General features: G+C 70.9%; 14 protein-coding genes. 10 read left to right on the top strand and 4 right to left on the bottom strand.

The window, feature by feature from the left end; all coding sequences use genetic code 11:
* Positions 1–136 precede the first annotated feature (136 nt).
* The 5 genes from IFR11_RS11505 to IFR11_RS11525 are packed head-to-tail and all read left to right on the top strand — an operon-like array spanning position 137 to position 5,909.
* The gene (locus IFR11_RS11505) at positions 137–1,666 is read left to right on the top strand and encodes an ABC transporter substrate-binding protein (RefSeq protein ID WP_191916255.1); all 1,530 of its coding nucleotides are present in this window, start codon (positions 137–139) and stop codon (positions 1,664–1,666) included.
* Positions 1,667–1,723: 57 nt separating this feature from the next.
* On the top strand, positions 1,724–2,689 hold the full coding sequence (locus IFR11_RS11510) for an ABC transporter permease (protein WP_191916256.1): 966 nt from the start codon (positions 1,724–1,726) through the stop codon (positions 2,687–2,689).
* Positions 2,686–3,672: an ABC transporter permease gene (locus IFR11_RS11515; protein ID WP_082509347.1), complete on the top strand. Its 987-nt coding sequence runs from the start codon at positions 2,686–2,688 to the stop codon at positions 3,670–3,672. The genes IFR11_RS11510 and IFR11_RS11515 overlap by 4 nt, the downstream gene beginning before the upstream one ends.
* A complete protein-coding gene (locus tag IFR11_RS11520) occupies positions 3,669–5,294 on the top strand; it encodes a dipeptide ABC transporter ATP-binding protein (protein ID WP_191916257.1) in 1,626 nt (541 codons plus the stop codon). Before IFR11_RS11515 ends, IFR11_RS11520 begins: the two co-directional genes overlap by 4 nt.
* Positions 5,295–5,315: 21 nt before the next feature.
* The gene (locus IFR11_RS11525; protein WP_055835421.1) at positions 5,316–5,909 is read left to right on the top strand and encodes a helix-turn-helix domain-containing protein; all 594 of its coding nucleotides are present in this window, start codon (positions 5,316–5,318) and stop codon (positions 5,907–5,909) included.
* Positions 5,910–6,087: 178 nt separating this feature from the next.
* Here IFR11_RS11525 and IFR11_RS11530 read toward each other — a convergent pair whose 3' ends face one another.
* The 3 genes from IFR11_RS11530 to IFR11_RS11540 form a co-directional block, all read right to left on the bottom strand.
* The gene (locus tag IFR11_RS11530) at positions 6,088–7,581 is read right to left on the bottom strand and encodes an APC family permease (protein ID WP_274604469.1); all 1,494 of its coding nucleotides are present in this window, start codon (positions 7,579–7,581) and stop codon (positions 6,088–6,090) included.
* Positions 7,582–7,649: 68 nt separating this feature from the next.
* Positions 7,650–9,044, bottom strand: coding sequence for an aspartate aminotransferase family protein (locus IFR11_RS11535; RefSeq protein WP_055835424.1), 1,395 nt, complete (start codon positions 9,042–9,044; stop codon positions 7,650–7,652).
* Complete coding sequence (locus tag IFR11_RS11540; protein WP_055835427.1) at positions 9,041–9,511, bottom strand: Lrp/AsnC family transcriptional regulator; 471 nt, start codon at positions 9,509–9,511, stop codon at positions 9,041–9,043. The genes IFR11_RS11535 and IFR11_RS11540 overlap by 4 nt, the downstream gene beginning before the upstream one ends.
* Before the next feature lie 180 nt (positions 9,512–9,691).
* Between IFR11_RS11540 and IFR11_RS11545 the strand changes: the two genes are divergently transcribed.
* Positions 9,692–11,335: a cellulase family glycosylhydrolase gene (locus tag IFR11_RS11545; protein WP_191916322.1), complete on the top strand. Its 1,644-nt coding sequence runs from the start codon at positions 9,692–9,694 to the stop codon at positions 11,333–11,335.
* A gap of 55 nt (positions 11,336–11,390) precedes the next feature.
* Here the strand turns inward: IFR11_RS11545 and IFR11_RS11550 are convergent, their stop codons facing one another.
* Positions 11,391–12,188, bottom strand: coding sequence for an alpha/beta fold hydrolase (locus tag IFR11_RS11550; protein WP_191916258.1), 798 nt, complete (start codon positions 12,186–12,188; stop codon positions 11,391–11,393).
* 56 nt (positions 12,189–12,244) lie between these two features.
* Here IFR11_RS11550 and IFR11_RS11555 point away from each other — a divergent pair, with 56 nt between their 5' ends.
* The 4 genes from IFR11_RS11555 to IFR11_RS11570 are packed head-to-tail and all read left to right on the top strand — an operon-like array spanning position 12,245 to position 14,022.
* Positions 12,245–12,811 (top strand): mismatch-specific DNA-glycosylase, encoded by a 567-nt coding sequence (locus tag IFR11_RS11555; protein WP_191916259.1) that lies wholly within the window; start codon positions 12,245–12,247, stop codon positions 12,809–12,811.
* Positions 12,808–13,230 (top strand): DUF2809 domain-containing protein, encoded by a 423-nt coding sequence (locus IFR11_RS11560; protein WP_191916260.1) that lies wholly within the window; start codon positions 12,808–12,810, stop codon positions 13,228–13,230. The genes IFR11_RS11555 and IFR11_RS11560 overlap by 4 nt, the downstream gene beginning before the upstream one ends.
* Before the next feature lie 25 nt (positions 13,231–13,255).
* Complete coding sequence (locus tag IFR11_RS11565; RefSeq protein WP_055835442.1) at positions 13,256–13,552, top strand: DUF1905 domain-containing protein; 297 nt, start codon at positions 13,256–13,258, stop codon at positions 13,550–13,552.
* A gap of 8 nt (positions 13,553–13,560) precedes the next feature.
* Positions 13,561–14,022 (top strand): prepilin peptidase, encoded by a 462-nt coding sequence (locus IFR11_RS11570; protein ID WP_191916261.1) that lies wholly within the window; start codon positions 13,561–13,563, stop codon positions 14,020–14,022.
* The last annotated feature ends 34 nt before the right edge of the window (positions 14,023–14,056 follow it).

Genomic DNA, 14,056 nt, shown 5'->3' on the forward strand with positions numbered 1-14,056 from the left:
GGGCGCCCGGGGGGATGACGGCGGTTTGTGAAGATCGTGTTTCGGTGCCGGCCGGGGCTTGTGTCCGTCCCCATGCTTGCACATACTGATCGAAACATCATCTAAATGATGATTCGCTCACCCGATTGGCATCCACATGAACACGCGCATCACACTCGGCATCGCCGGCGCGCTCGCCGCGACCCTCGCCCTCGCCGGCTGCTCGGCCGGTCAGGGCGTGGACCTCGGCGACTCCGGCACCGCCTCCGGCCAGACCCTCGTCGCCGCGATCGGCGGAGAGCCCGACCAGCTCGACCCGCAGAAGACGACGTCGTACTTCGCGTTCGAGGTGCTCGAGAACGTCTACGACACCCTCGTCGCGCCCGACGCGGCGCTCGAGATGCAGCCCGCGCTCGCCGAGAGCTGGGAGACCAGCGACGACCAGCTCACGTGGACCTTCCACCTGCGAGACGGCGTCACGTTCCACGACGGTTCCGCCTTCACCAGCGAAGACGTCGTCTACTCCTACCGCCGCATCATCGACGAAGAGCTCTCCAACGCGTGGAAGTTCGCCACCGTCGCCGACGTCGCCGCCCCCGACGACGCCACCGTCGTCATCACCGTCACCCAGCCCACCCCGAACCTGCTGTCGAACCTCGGCGGCTTCAAGGGCATGGCGATCGTCGAGAAGGCCAACGTCGAATCGGGCGACATCACCACCGCGCCCGTCGGCACCGGCCCCTTCTCGCTCAGCGACTACACCGCCGGCGATCACATCACCCTCACCGCCAACCCCGACTACTGGGGTGGCGCACCGTCGCTGGGCGGCGTGGAGTACCGCTTCATCTCGGAACCGGCGACCGCCCTCGCCTCGCTCAAGGCCGGCGACATCGACTGGACCGACGTGGTGCCCGCCCAGCAGGTCGAGCAGCTCGGGAGCGACAGTGCGGTGACCCTCGGCCTCACCCCCTCCAGCGACTACTGGTACCTCGCGCTCAACGAGGCCAAGCAGCCGTGGAGCGACGTGCGCGTCCGCCAGGCGATCGCGTACGCCATCGATCGGGATGCCATCGTGCAGGCCGTCAGCTACGGCACCGCCGAGAAGAACCAGCTCGCCATCCCGACGCAGAGCGTCTGGTACACGGAGTACGACCAGTACTCCCCCGATGTCGATAAGGCGAAGCAGCTGCTCGCCGAGGCCGGGTACACCGGCGGGACGCTCGACCTGCTCGCCACGAGCGACTACCCCGAGACCGTGACCGCGGCCCAGATCATCGCCGCCAACCTCGAACCCCTCGGCATCCAGGTGCAGATCCGTCAGCCCGACTTCTCCACCTGGCTCGACGAGCAGAACTCCGGCAACTTCGACATGTTGATGATGGGGTGGCTCGGCAACATCGACCCCGACGACTTCTACTACTCGCAGCACCACACCGACGGTGCGAGCAACGCGCAGAAGTTCTCGGACCCCGACGTCGACCGCCTGCTCGACGCCGGTCGGGTCGAGACCGACGCCGACGCCCGCAAGAAGCTGTACGCGGACGCCGCGACGATCATCGCCGACAAGGCCAGCTACATCTACCTCTACAACCCCTCGGTGACCCAGGTGTGGTCGCCGGCCGTGACGGGGTACGAGACCCGGGCCGACCGCGCGATCCGCTTCGCCGGCACCAGCCTCGACAAGTGATCCCCGCCGTGGGGGCGCCGGGTCGGCGCCCCCACGGCTCGAACAGAGGAGGGACCCATGAGGATCGCCCCCGCACAGGTGCTCCGATTCATCGGCACGCGCGTGCTGTCGTCGGCCGTGGTGCTGCTCGGTGTGCTGATCGTCGTGTTCGCCCTGGTGCACCTCGTCCCCGGTGACCCGGTGCGGCTGGCCCTCGGCACCCGGTACACCCCCGAGGCGTACGAGGCGCTGCGTACGGCGTCCGGTCTCGACCGCCCCCTGCCCGAGCAGTTCGTCTCGTACGTCCTGCACGCCGTCACCGGCGACTTCGGCGTCAGCTTCCGAAACGGTCAGCCGATCACCACGACCCTCCTCCAGCGACTGCCCGCCACGGTGTCCCTCGCCGTCGTCGGGCTCGTCGTCGCCCTGCTCATCTCGCTCCCCGCCGGGGTGTACTCCGCCCTCCGCGAGGGACGCGTGAGCGACGTCATCGTGCGGGTGAGCAGCCAGTTCGGCGTCTCGATCCCCGACTTCTGGCTCGGGATGCTGCTGATCTCCCTCTTCTCCGTGACCCTCGGCTGGCTCCCCGCCAGCGGCTACGTCGCCCTGACCGACGACCCGGCGGGGTGGCTGCGACAGGTCGCGCTGCCCGGACTCACCGTGGGTCTCGTCGCGGGCGCCATCATGACGCGCTACATCCGCGCGGCGGTCATCGACGTGGCGTCGGCCGGATACGTGCGCACCGCGGTGTCGAAGGGGCTGCCGCGGCGCGTCGTCGTGTCGCGGCACATCGTGCGCGGAGCACTGGTGCCGGTGCTGACGATCGCCGGCATCCAGCTCGCGACCATCCTCGGCGGGGTGATCGTCGTCGAGGTCGTCTTCGCCTGGCCGGGACTCGGCCGCCTGGTCTACGACGCGGTCGCTGCGCGCGACTACCCCCTCATCCAGGGGGCCGTGCTGCTGGTGGCCGTCATGTTCATCGTCGTCAACCTGATCGTCGACGTGCTCTACGCCGTCGTCGACCCGAGGATCCGAGCCGCATGAGCGCCACCGACCCCGCCCTCGTCCCCGCCGCGGCCGCGCCCGCGACTCCCGCCCGCGTGGCATCGTGGCGCCTGCTCGCCGCGAACCCCCTCACCGTGGCCGCCGCCGTCGTGCTCGCGATCATCGTGGTCGCCGCGCTCCTCGCCCCCTGGATCGCCCCCTACGGCGTGAACGAGATCGACGTCTCCCGAGCGCTCACCGCGCCGAGCCCGGCCCACTGGTTCGGCACCGACGAGCTCGGCCGCGACGTGTTCTCGCGCGTGCTGCGGGCGGCATCCACCTCGCTCACGATCGCCGTGATCGCCGTCGCCCTCGCCCTGGTGCTGGGCCTGCTGCTGGGCGTGGTCGCCGGCTACGCGGGCGGCGCGGTCGATGCGACCCTCATGCGCGTGGTCGACGTGATGTTCGCCTTCCCCGTCCTGCTGCTGGCGCTCGCCATCATCGCGATCTTCGAGCCGGGCATGCTCACCACGACCATCGCCATCGGCGTCGTCTACACGCCGATCTTCGCCCGCGTCGCCCGGGCCAGCACGCTGTCGCTGCGGACCTCGCCGTTCGTGCAGGTCTCGCGCAGCATGGGCACGCCCGCCCCGATGATCCTCGTGCGCCACGTGCTGCCGAACATCGGCGGTCCCGTGGTGGTGCAGACCTCGCTCTCGCTCGCGTTCGCGATCCTCTCCGAGGCGGCGCTGTCGTTCCTCGGCCTCGGGATCCAGCCGCCCGCGCCGTCGTGGGGCGGGATGCTGTTCACCGCGCAGGGCTTCCTCGCCCAGGCGTGGTGGATGAGCGTGTTCCCGGGAGCGGCGATCTTCGTCACCGCCCTCGCGTTCAACCTGCTGGGCGACGGTCTGCGCGACGGACTCGACCCCCGCCAGCGCACCATCATCGAAGCGCGCCAGGGTCAGCGCCGGCGAGAGCGCGTCGCCGCCGCCCTCTCGCGCAGGTCGACTCCGACGCACCGTGACGGAAAGAGCACACGATGAACGTTCTCGAAGTGCGCGATCTGCGCGTCGCGATCGGCGAGACCGCGATCGTGCGGGGCCTGGACTTCTCGGTGGAGCGGGGTCAGACCCTCGGCATCGTGGGGGAGTCGGGTTCCGGCAAGTCGCTCACGGTGCTCGCCGCCACCGGGCTCATCGACGCCCCGGGGCGACGGGTGAGCGGCTCCAGCGTGCTGCGGACGAACCCGGATGCCGCGGGCCTAGAGCTCGTCGGAGCGTCGGAGGCCGCGCTCCGCTCGGTGCACGGCGGCTCGGTGGGCTTCGTCTTCCAGGACCCCTCGACCTCTCTCAACCCGTTCCTCACCGTGGGGCGGCAGATCGCGGAGTCCCTCGAGGTGCACCGGGGACTCTCCCGCCGGGCAGCGCACACCCGAGCCGTCGAGCTGCTCGAGGCCGTCGGCATCCCGGACCCCCAGGAGCGCGTCGAGGCCTACCCGCACCAGTTCTCGGGCGGGCAGAAGCAGCGCGTGGTGATCGCGATCGCCCTGGCGTGCGATCCGGCCCTGCTCGTGGCCGACGAGCCGACCACCGCCCTCGACGTGACGACCCAGGCGCAGATCCTCGACCTTGTGCGCGAGCTGCAGCGCGACCGCGGGACCGCGGTGGTGTGGATCAGCCATGACCTCGGCGTCATCGGGCAGGTCGCCGACGACGTGCTCGTGCTCCGCGGCGGCGAGGCCGTCGAGCAGCGCGCGCTCGCCGAGGTGTACGCCGACCCGCACCACGCCTACACGAAGGAGCTGCTCGCGGCGCGTCCCCGGGTCGTGGCCGGAGCCGGTCCCGCCCCCGCGACCGCGGCGGCCCCGCTGCTGCGCGTGGCGGGGCTGGACGTGCGCTTCGCCGTGCAGACGCCCGCGGGGCGCCGCACGGTGCACGCCGTCGACGACGTCTCGTTCACGGTGCGCCGCGGAACGACCCTGGCCCTGGTGGGGGAGTCGGGGTCGGGCAAGTCGACCATCGCGAACGCCCTCACGGGTCTGATCGCCCCGCACGCGGGCACCGCGACCCTCGCCGATGCGCAGGGACCGGAGGTGCGCGACGTGCTGCGCGCGCGGCGGCGCGAGCGTCGACGCGTGGCGATGGTCTTTCAGGACCCCTTCGCCTCGATCGACCCCCGCCGCACCGTCGCGGATGCGATCGCCGAACCGCTCCGCGTGCACCGGCTGGGCGGGGCGACGGACACCGCGCGCTCGGCCCGCGTCGAGGAGCTGCTCACCCTCGTCGACCTCGACCCGGCGTTCGCGCGCCGCTACCCGCACGAGCTGTCGGGTGGCCAGCGTCAGCGGGTCTCGATCGCCCGCGCCCTGGCCCTCGAGCCCGAACTGATGATCCTCGACGAGGCCACGGCCTCGCTCGACGTCTCGGTGCAGGCGCGGGTCCTGCAGTTGCTCCGGCGCCTGCAGCGCGAGCAGGGGCTGACGTACCTGTTCATCGCCCACGACCTCGCGATCGTGCAGCAGATGAGCCATGACGTCGTCGTGCTCCGGGACGGCAGGGTGGTCGAGGCTGCGCCCGCGGCCGAGCTGTTCGCCCATCCCCGCGAGGACTACACGCGCGCCCTGCTGGCCGCGGTGCCGCCCGACGGTCCGCGCGTACGGGCATGACGACGATACGCTGACACGGTCATGACTCGAGCCACGGATGCCGACGAGCAGCGCGCCGTCGAGACCCTCGGGGCCGCGGTGCGCGATGCCCGCAAGCGCCTCGGCCTCAGCGTGCACGCCCTGTCCGAGAAGGCCGGGGTGAGCTTCGGGCTGGTCAGCCAGCTCGAGCGCGGCCTCGGCAACCCCTCGCTGCAGTCCCTGCAGCGTCTGGCCGGGGCGCTCGGCATCCCGGTCGGACAGCTCTTGGACGAACCCGCCGTGCCGCTGGCCGTGGTGACCCGCGCCAAGCGTCACGTCATGCCCACCGCCGCCGACGCCCCGGCCCACCAGCGCGCCGTCCGCGAGCTGCTCACGCCGCGGGGCGAATCGATGCTGCAGCTCATCCGCTCGACCCTGCCGGCGGGGTTCACGAACGAGGCCAGCCCGTTCCGCCACATCGGCACCGAGACGGTGACGGTCGAGGCGGGCGTCCTCGTCGTCTGCCAGGCCGACCGGCGCGTCGAGCTGCACGCCGGCGACACCGTGACCTACGGCTGCTCGGCCCCGCACTGGTGGGCGAACGGCCACGACGGCGAGACCGTCGTGCTCGGAGCGGTCACCCCGTTCGAGCGCTGACGCCGTCGGCGAAGCGTGCCGGACTCCGGATGAACCGGCCGTTCGAGCCGCTTTCCCGCTCATGGCCCGCGTGTGGCCGCGATAACTCAGGAGTTCGGCACGCTCCCCGGTCGGCGGCGGCACCGTCACGGCCGCGGCATCCCGGAACGAAGGGAGGCCGCGGCCGTGATGCCGGGACTCAGATCTCGGAGCGCGGGCCGGAGACGGTCTTGTTCACGCCCGTCACCGGCTGGTTCTCGTCGAACGAGGCGATGGGCCGCCGGAAGCCGCGGGTCAGGATCACGAGGTAGACCACCCCGAGCGCCGTCCAGATGAGACCGCCGATCAGGGCGTGCCCGTCGAGATTGACCCACAGCAGAGCGGTCAGCAGCAGGCCGATGGTGGGCATGACGATGTAGCGCACGATGTCGCCGGGGGTCTTGCGCAGTCCCCGGCGGATCGCGAACCAGGCGATGACCGAGATGTTGACGAACGAGAACGCCACGAGTGCGCCGTAGTTGATGTACGCGGCGATCTGCTCGAGGGTGAACTGGATCGCGAGCAGGCTCACGACGCCGACGATCACGATCGAGAACGTCGGGGTGTGCGTCTTCGGGTTGATGAAACCGAAGATGCGGCGCGGCAGCACGTTGTTGCGTCCCATCACCATGAGCATGCGCGACACCGAGGCGTGCGAGGCGAGCCACGACGCGAGGGTCGCGGCGAAGCCCGCCGCCGTCAGCACGGCCTGCAGCACCGGGCCGCCGACCTGCACACCGATCTCGGGAAGCGTGCTGTCCTCGATGGCCTCGGGAGGGAACGCGGTCGAGTCGGGGAAGCGCAGCTGCGTCACGTACGAGGCGACGAGGAAGATCAGACCTCCGACGACGAGGGTCAGCAGGATCGCCCGCGGCATGATCTTGGGGGTCTTCGCCTCTTCGGAGTACATCGACACCGCGTCGAAGCCGATGAACGAGAAGCACACGACGGTGGCTCCGGCCAGCACGGCGCCGAACTGCACCTCGCTGTGTGCGAAGGGGGCGAGCGACACGGCGGTTCCCGCGCCCGCACCGCCCACGAGCTGCACGACGACCATCACGACGAAGACGGTCATGACGAGGATCGAGAACACCAGCAGGATCATGTTGACGTTCGAGGTGCCCCGCATGGTCAGGTAGATCACGAGGGTCACGCCCGCGGTGAAGACGACGACCCAGATCCAGCCGGGGATGTCGGGGAAGTGCGCCTCCATGTAGCTGCGCAGGATGAGGGCATTCACCATCGGCAGCAGCATGTAGTCGATCAGCGCGGTCCAGCCGACGACGAAGCCGACGCCCGGGTGGATGGCCTCGCGGGCGTACGTGTACGCGGAGCCCGCGCTCGGGATGACGCGGACCATCTTGCCGTAGCTGATGGCGGTGAACACGAGCACGACGAGGGCGACCGCGTAGGCGGCGGGCACGACGTTGTCGGTCTTCTCGGCGACGAGGCCGAAGGTGTCGAAGACGACGGTGGGGGTCATGTACCCCAGGCCCAGGCCGACGATCGACCAGAGTCCCAGGGTGCGGGCCAGTTTCGCGCCCGAGTTCGTGTGCGCGGCCGTGGCGGCGCGGGTGTTGTCGTTCGTGGCTCCTCCAAGAGGGTGCGGCCGCGCGCGCTCGGCGCGAAGCGGGGATGGTGTCGGGTACAGCATCAGGAGCACCGCTCAGGGGTGGGAGCGGGAGAGGGATGCCGGCATCGGTCGGGCCGGCATCCCGGGGGTCAGAGGCGGGTCCAGGCCTCGGTGAGGACGGAACGCAGGATCTGCTCGATCTCGTCGAACTCGGCGGGACCGATGGTGAGGGGCGGCGCGAGTTGGATCACGGGGTCGCCCCGGTCGTCGGCACGGCAGTACAGGCCGGCGTCGAAGAGGGCCTTCGACAGGAAGCCGCGCAGCAGGCGCTCGGACTCGTCGTCGTCGAAGGTCTCTTTGGTCGCCTTGTCCTTGACGAGCTCGATGCCGAAGAAGTACCCGTCGCCGCGCACGTCGCCGACGATCGGCAGGTCGTTCAGCCGCTCGAGGGTCGAGCGGAAGATCGGGGAGTTCGTGCGCACGTTCTCGAGCAGGCCCTCCTCTTCGAACACGTCGAGGTTCTCGAGTGCGACCGCCGCCGAGACGGGGTGTCCGCCGAAGGTGTAGCCGTGCGGGAAGGTCGCGTCGCCGTGGGCGAACGGCTCGTAGATGCGGTCGCTGATGATCGTGCCGCCGAGGGGGGAGTATCCGCTCGTGACCGCCTTGGCGAACGTGATCATGTCGGGCTGGTAGTCGTAGGCGGTCGCGCCGAAGTAGTGGCCGAGTCGGCCGAAGGCGCAGATCACCTCGTCGGAGACGAGGAGCACGTCGTACTTGTCGCAGATCTCCCGCACGCGCTGGAAGTACCCGGCCGGGGCGGGGAAGCAGCCACCCGCGTTCTGGACCGGCTCGAGGAACACCGCGGCCACCGTCTCGGGACCCTCGAACTGGATCATCTGCTCGATGCGGTCGGCGGCCCACAGGCCGAACTCCTCGGGCGTCCCGCCCCCGAAGCCCGACTCCTCGGCGCGGTAGTAATTCGTGTTCGGCACCCGGAAGCCGCCGGGGGTGACGGGTTCGAACATGTGCTTCATGACCGGCAGGCCGGTGATCGCCAGGGCGCCCTGCGTCGTGCCGTGGTAGGCGATCGCGCGCGAGATGACCTTGTGCTTGGTGGGCTTGCCCTGCGTCTTCCAGTACTGCTTGGCGAGCTTGAAGGCGGTCTCGACCGCCTCACCGCCGCCGGTGGAGAAGAAGACGTGGTTCAGGTCGCCGGGGGCGAGGTGCGCGAGGCGTTCGGCGAGCTGGATCGCGGCGGGGTGGGCGTAGGACCACAGGGGGAAGAACGCCAGTTCCTCGGCCTGCTTCGCCGCGGCCTGGGCGATGCGCCGACGGCCGTGACCGGCGTTGACGACGAAGAGACCGGCGAGGCCGTCGATGTACTTCTTGCCGGTGGCGTCGAAGATGTGGTGGCCTTCGCCCTTGACGATGATGGGAACACCCGGGCCGTCGGTCATCGTCGACTGGCGGGAGAAGTGCATCCACAGGTGGTCGCGGGCCTTGGCCTGGAGGTCGGTGTGCAGATCGGTGTCGAGAAGGGTCATCGCGTTCCCCAGTTGTAGAGCTGTCGGTGGAGCTTCAGATAGACGAACGTCTCGGTCGAGACGATGTCGGGCAGCGACCGGATGCGGTCGTTGAGCAGGTCGATCAGGTCGTCGTCGCTCTCGCAGACGACCTCGACGAGCAGGTCGAACGACCCGGCCGTGGAGACCACGTAGGTCACGCCGGGCAGCTCGGTCATCGCGGCGGCGGCGACCCGGGTGTCGCCCGAGACGCGCACGCCGATCATGGCCTGGCGTGCGAAGCCGAGCTGCAGCGGGTCGGTGACCGCGACGATCTGCAGGATGCCGGCATCCTGGAGCTTCTGCACGCGCTGGCGGGTGGCGGTCTCACTGAGACCGACGGCTTTGCCGATCTCGGAGTAGGAGCGCCGCCCGTCCTCCTGCAGCTGCTCGACGATCGCCTTCGACACTCGGTCGAGGACGGCGGTGCGATCAGTGAGGGGAGCCATGATCGGCGACGGTATCAGCGCTGAGCGACCTTTATCAATGATGTTTTCGGCATTTATCGGGGCGTAACAACGCGGAAACCGTCGAACGTGCAGTGCGGAACCTCGCGGTGGGCGTCTTCGGGACGAGCCCGCGTATCCCGGGCGCGTCGCGCCCCCGTTACGATGACCGCGGGGGTGCGCATGTCCGGGTGGCGGGAACGATGGCGGTCGACGCGTCGAGCGGTCGTGCGCGGGGCCGCGATCGCCGCGGCGGCGACGCTTCTGGCATCCGGTGCCGTGGCCGCCCCGGCGGCGTCTGCGGCGCCCTCGCTGCCGGGCTGGCTGTCGACCCGCGGCTCGACGATCGTCACGGCGTCGGGGACTCCCTTCACCATCAAGGCGGTCGCCTGGTTCGGCATGGAGACCTCGAACTGCGCCCCGCACGGCCTGTGGTCGATCTCGCTCGACGCGGGACTCGACGCCATCGCCGGCATGGGGTTCAACGCCATCCGCCTCCCGTTCTCGAACGAGTGCCTCGCGGCCAAGACCTCCAACTCGATCAACGGTTCGGTCAACGCCGACCTCGTCGCCCTCACACCGCTGAGGCTGATGGACACCGTCATCGCCCGCGCGAAGGCCCGCGGCATCTCGGTGATCCTCGACCGGCACCGGCCCGACTCGGGCGCGCAGAGCGAACTGTGGTACACCGCGCAGTACAGCGAGAAGCGCTGGATCGACGACTGGAAGATGCTCGCCGCCCGGTACAAGAACGAGCCGGCGGTCATCGGCGTCGACCTGCACAACGAGCCCCACGGCCCCGCCTGCTGGAACTGCGGCGACCCCGCGCGCGACTGGCGCGCGGCGGCCACCCGCGCGGGCAACGCCGTGCTGTCGGTCAACCCGAAGCTGCTGATCGTGGTCGAGGGCGTCGAGCGCCAGAACGACGGGAGCAACACGTGGTGGGGCGGCGGCTTGAAAGACGTGCGGTCGGCGCCCGTCACCCTCTCGGTGAAGAACCGCGTCGTCTACTCCCCGCACGAGTACCCCGCGACCGTGCACGCCCAGGAGTGGTTCTCGGCGCCGAACTATCCGGCGAACCTCGAGGGGATCTGGGATGCCAACTGGGGCTACCTGGTGCGCCAGAACATCGCCCCCGTGCTGCTCGGCGAGTTCGGCACCAAGCTCGAGACCGACAGCGACCGGGCCTGGCTGAAGACGCTCGTCGCCTATCTCGCCAAGACGAAGACGAGCTACGCCTACTGGTCGTTCAACCCCAACAGCGGTGACACCGGCGGCCTCGTCGCCGACGACTGGAAGACCCTGCAGAAGGCGAAGCTCGCGGCCCTCGCGCCCATCCTCACGCCGGCGGCGACGCCCAAGCCCACGACGAGCCCGAAGCCGTCCTCGTCGCCGAAGCCTTCGGTGAGCGTCAAGCCGACGACGGTTCCGCTGCCGTCGTCGAGCCCCAAGCCCACGTCGAGCCCGAAACCCACGTCGAGTCCGAAGCCCACGTCGAGCCCGTCGTCGTCGCCGAAGCCCTCCTCATCGGCGGCGCTCCGCGCGGAGTGGATTCCGCAGAGCGCGTGGGGCGAGGGCTACGTCGCCGAGCTGGCGCTGACCGCCACCGGGTCGGTGAAAGCCTGGACCGTGACGTTCGACGCCCCCGGAACCACCGCCATCACCAGCGCCTGGGGCATGACGTGCAGCGTCACGGGCTCGAGAGTCACGTGTACCGGCGACGGGTACGGCGCGGTTCTCGGCGCCGGCCAGACCGTACGCGTGGGGCTGCAAGCGGCGGCCACGCGCGCGCCGACGTCTCCGAAACTCACCGTCGCGGCATCCTGAGCCGACTGCGGCTCGACTGCGGCTCGACCGCGGCCCGACGGTGACTGCGGGGGCGTCAGACGTCGCGCGAGAGGAACTCCAGGCCCGCCTCGCGGAACGTCCGCGCGCCGGGGGCGTTCACGTGGTGGCGCCCGGGGATGTCGGCGAACTCGCCGCGGGGGAGGAGCCCCGCCAGGTGCTGCGACTGGTCGTGGATCGGATCCTCGGTGCCCGTCGCGATGAGCACGGGTTGCTGCGGCGGCGACGCCGGGTCGGGGTCGGTCTCGCCCAGGCGCATCCCCTCGGCGATCGCGACCAGGGCCCGCAGGTCGTTGCCGGGTACGCGCTCGGCGAGCGAGACGTAGCGCTGGGTGGTGGCGTCTTCGACCGGGGTGCCGTGGTCGAGGAACGCCCGCGCCTGGTCCACCTGCAGCCGCGCGAGGGGGCGCCCGTCGGGGATGCCGCCGAGCACGGCGCGCTCGACGTGCTCGGGGGCGTCGACGGCGAGCTGCCATCCCACGCGTCCGCCGAGGGAGTACCCGAGGTAGCGCACCTGGTCGAGCAGGTAGGTGTCGAGCACGGCGACGAGGTCGCCCACGAGCGTCGGCATCGTGTACGCCGAGGCCTCGTGCGGCTTGTCGCTCGCCCCGTGGCCGCGCTGGTCGACGGCCACGACGCGGAAGCCCGCCCGCAGCAGGTCGCGCACCCACCCGGTGTTCACCCAGTTGTCGCGCGTGCTCGATCCGAACCCGTGCACGCACAGCACCGGATCGGCGTCGGGGTCGCCCCACGTGTACGTCGCCAGGCGCACGTTGTCGGCGACGATGACGAACTGCGGCGTGGGTATCTCGGTGAGCGCGGGTACGGCATCCATTCCTCCGATCCTGGCAGACGCGCGGGGTGCGTCCGGGTAGTGGTCATAGTGGTCTCATGGGATACACGCGCGCCGAGCTCGAGTCGTACCGGGATGCCACGCGGCCCGACCTCGTCGAGACCGGTGTGCGATTGCTCTTCGTCGGCATCAACCCGGGGCTGTGGACGGCGGCGACCGGCACTCCCTTCGCCCGCCCCGGCAACCGCTTCTGGCCCGCGCTCGTGCAGGCGGGGATCCTCCCGCGGCTGCCCGCCCATGCGGCGCCCCTCGGCGACGCGGATCGCCGCATGATCTTCGACGCGGGGATCGGGGTCACCAACCTCGTCGCGCGGGCGACGGCGCGGGCCGATGAACTCTCGCGCGACGAGCTGCGCGCCGGTGCGGCGGCGCTCGTCGAGCGCGTCGACGCGCTGCGGCCCCGCGCGGTCGCGGTGGTGGGGCTCACCGCCTACCGCCAGGGCTTCGCGCGTCCGAGAGCCGCCGCGGGGCGGCAGGACGAGGCGATCGCCGGTGTTCCCACGTGGGTGCTCCCCAACCCCAGCGGTCTGAACGCCCACGACACCGTCGCGACTCTCGCCCGCGCCTACGCGGAACCCGCGCGGGCGGCGGGAGTGCTCGCGTGACCGCCGGTCGTCGTCGCGTGGCCGCACTGGGGGCGCTGATCGTCGTCGTGGGGGCCGGTCTCGTCGTCGCCCGCGGGCTGCCCGGCTCGGAGGCCACCGACGTCGCGGGCGACGCGCTGTACGCCGTCGCCGCGTACACCGGTCTCGTGATGCTCTTCCCGCGCGCGTCGCGCGCGCTGCTCGCGCTCGGCGCCGCGCTGTGGTGCGTGGGCGTCGAGCTGCTGCAGCTGACGGGGATCCCGCTGGTGCTGGCCGAGGGGTACCCCCCGCTCGCGCTCGTGCTCGGCACCGGCTTCGACGCCCGTGACCTCGTCGTGTACGCGTCGGCGGTGGCGGTCGCCCTCGGCGTCGACGCCTTCGTGTCGGCACGGTTCCTCCCCAGGCGACGGGCGCGCACCGACGTCGGAGCCTCCGAGTAGGGTGACCGCGACGAGAGGAGGACCGATGTTCGTACGGTTCGAGGGCGAGGTCTTCCGATGGGAGGCCCGCAGCGACAGCGACTGGTACTTCGTGGCGGTCCCGGTCGAGCTCAGCACCGAGATCCGCGAGGTGCAGACGTATCGTCGCGGGTTCGGCGGCGTGCGCGTCGAGGCGACCATCGGCGGGTCGACCTGGCGCACGTCGATCTTCCCGCAGACCGGTGGCGTGTACGTGCTGCCGCTGAAGCGCGCGGTGCGCGACGCCGAGGGCATCGCCCCCGATGCGGTGGTGCTGGTCGACCTCGTCGTTCTCGACGCCTGAGGTTGCGGATGCCGTGGGCTCTCGCCCCCGCTCTGGCGGTGTTCGCGGTGCTCGGCCTCGTGCTGGTGGTCATCGACGTGCGAACGCACCGCCTCCCCGATGCGCTCGTGCTGCCGGGCGGGGCGACGATCCTGGTGCTGCTGGTCGGCTCGGCGCTGACCATCGGTGAACCCGAACGCGTGGGTGGCGTCGTCGGGGGAGCGGCGCTGGCGTTCGTCGGCTGCCTCGCGGTGCATCTCGCCCGCCCGGCGGCGTTCGGCGGGGGCGACGTCAAGCTCGCCGCGGTCTGCGGCGCGGTCCTCGGATGGTGCGGCGTCGAGGCCGTGGCGTCGGGTCTGGCGGCCGGTTTCGTCGCCGGCGGGGTCGCGGCGGCGGGAACGGTCGCGGCGGGGGAACGCGGCGCCGCGCTCGCCTTCGGCCCCTTCCTCCTTGCCGGAACGTGGTGGCGGGTGCTCTCCGGCCCGGGGTGAGTTCAGCGGCCGGCGCCCCCGGAACGTCACGCGT

The sequence above is a fragment of the Microbacterium sp. CFBP 8801 genome (assembly GCF_014839455.1).
Lineage (GTDB): Bacteria > Actinomycetota > Actinomycetes > Actinomycetales > Microbacteriaceae > Microbacterium.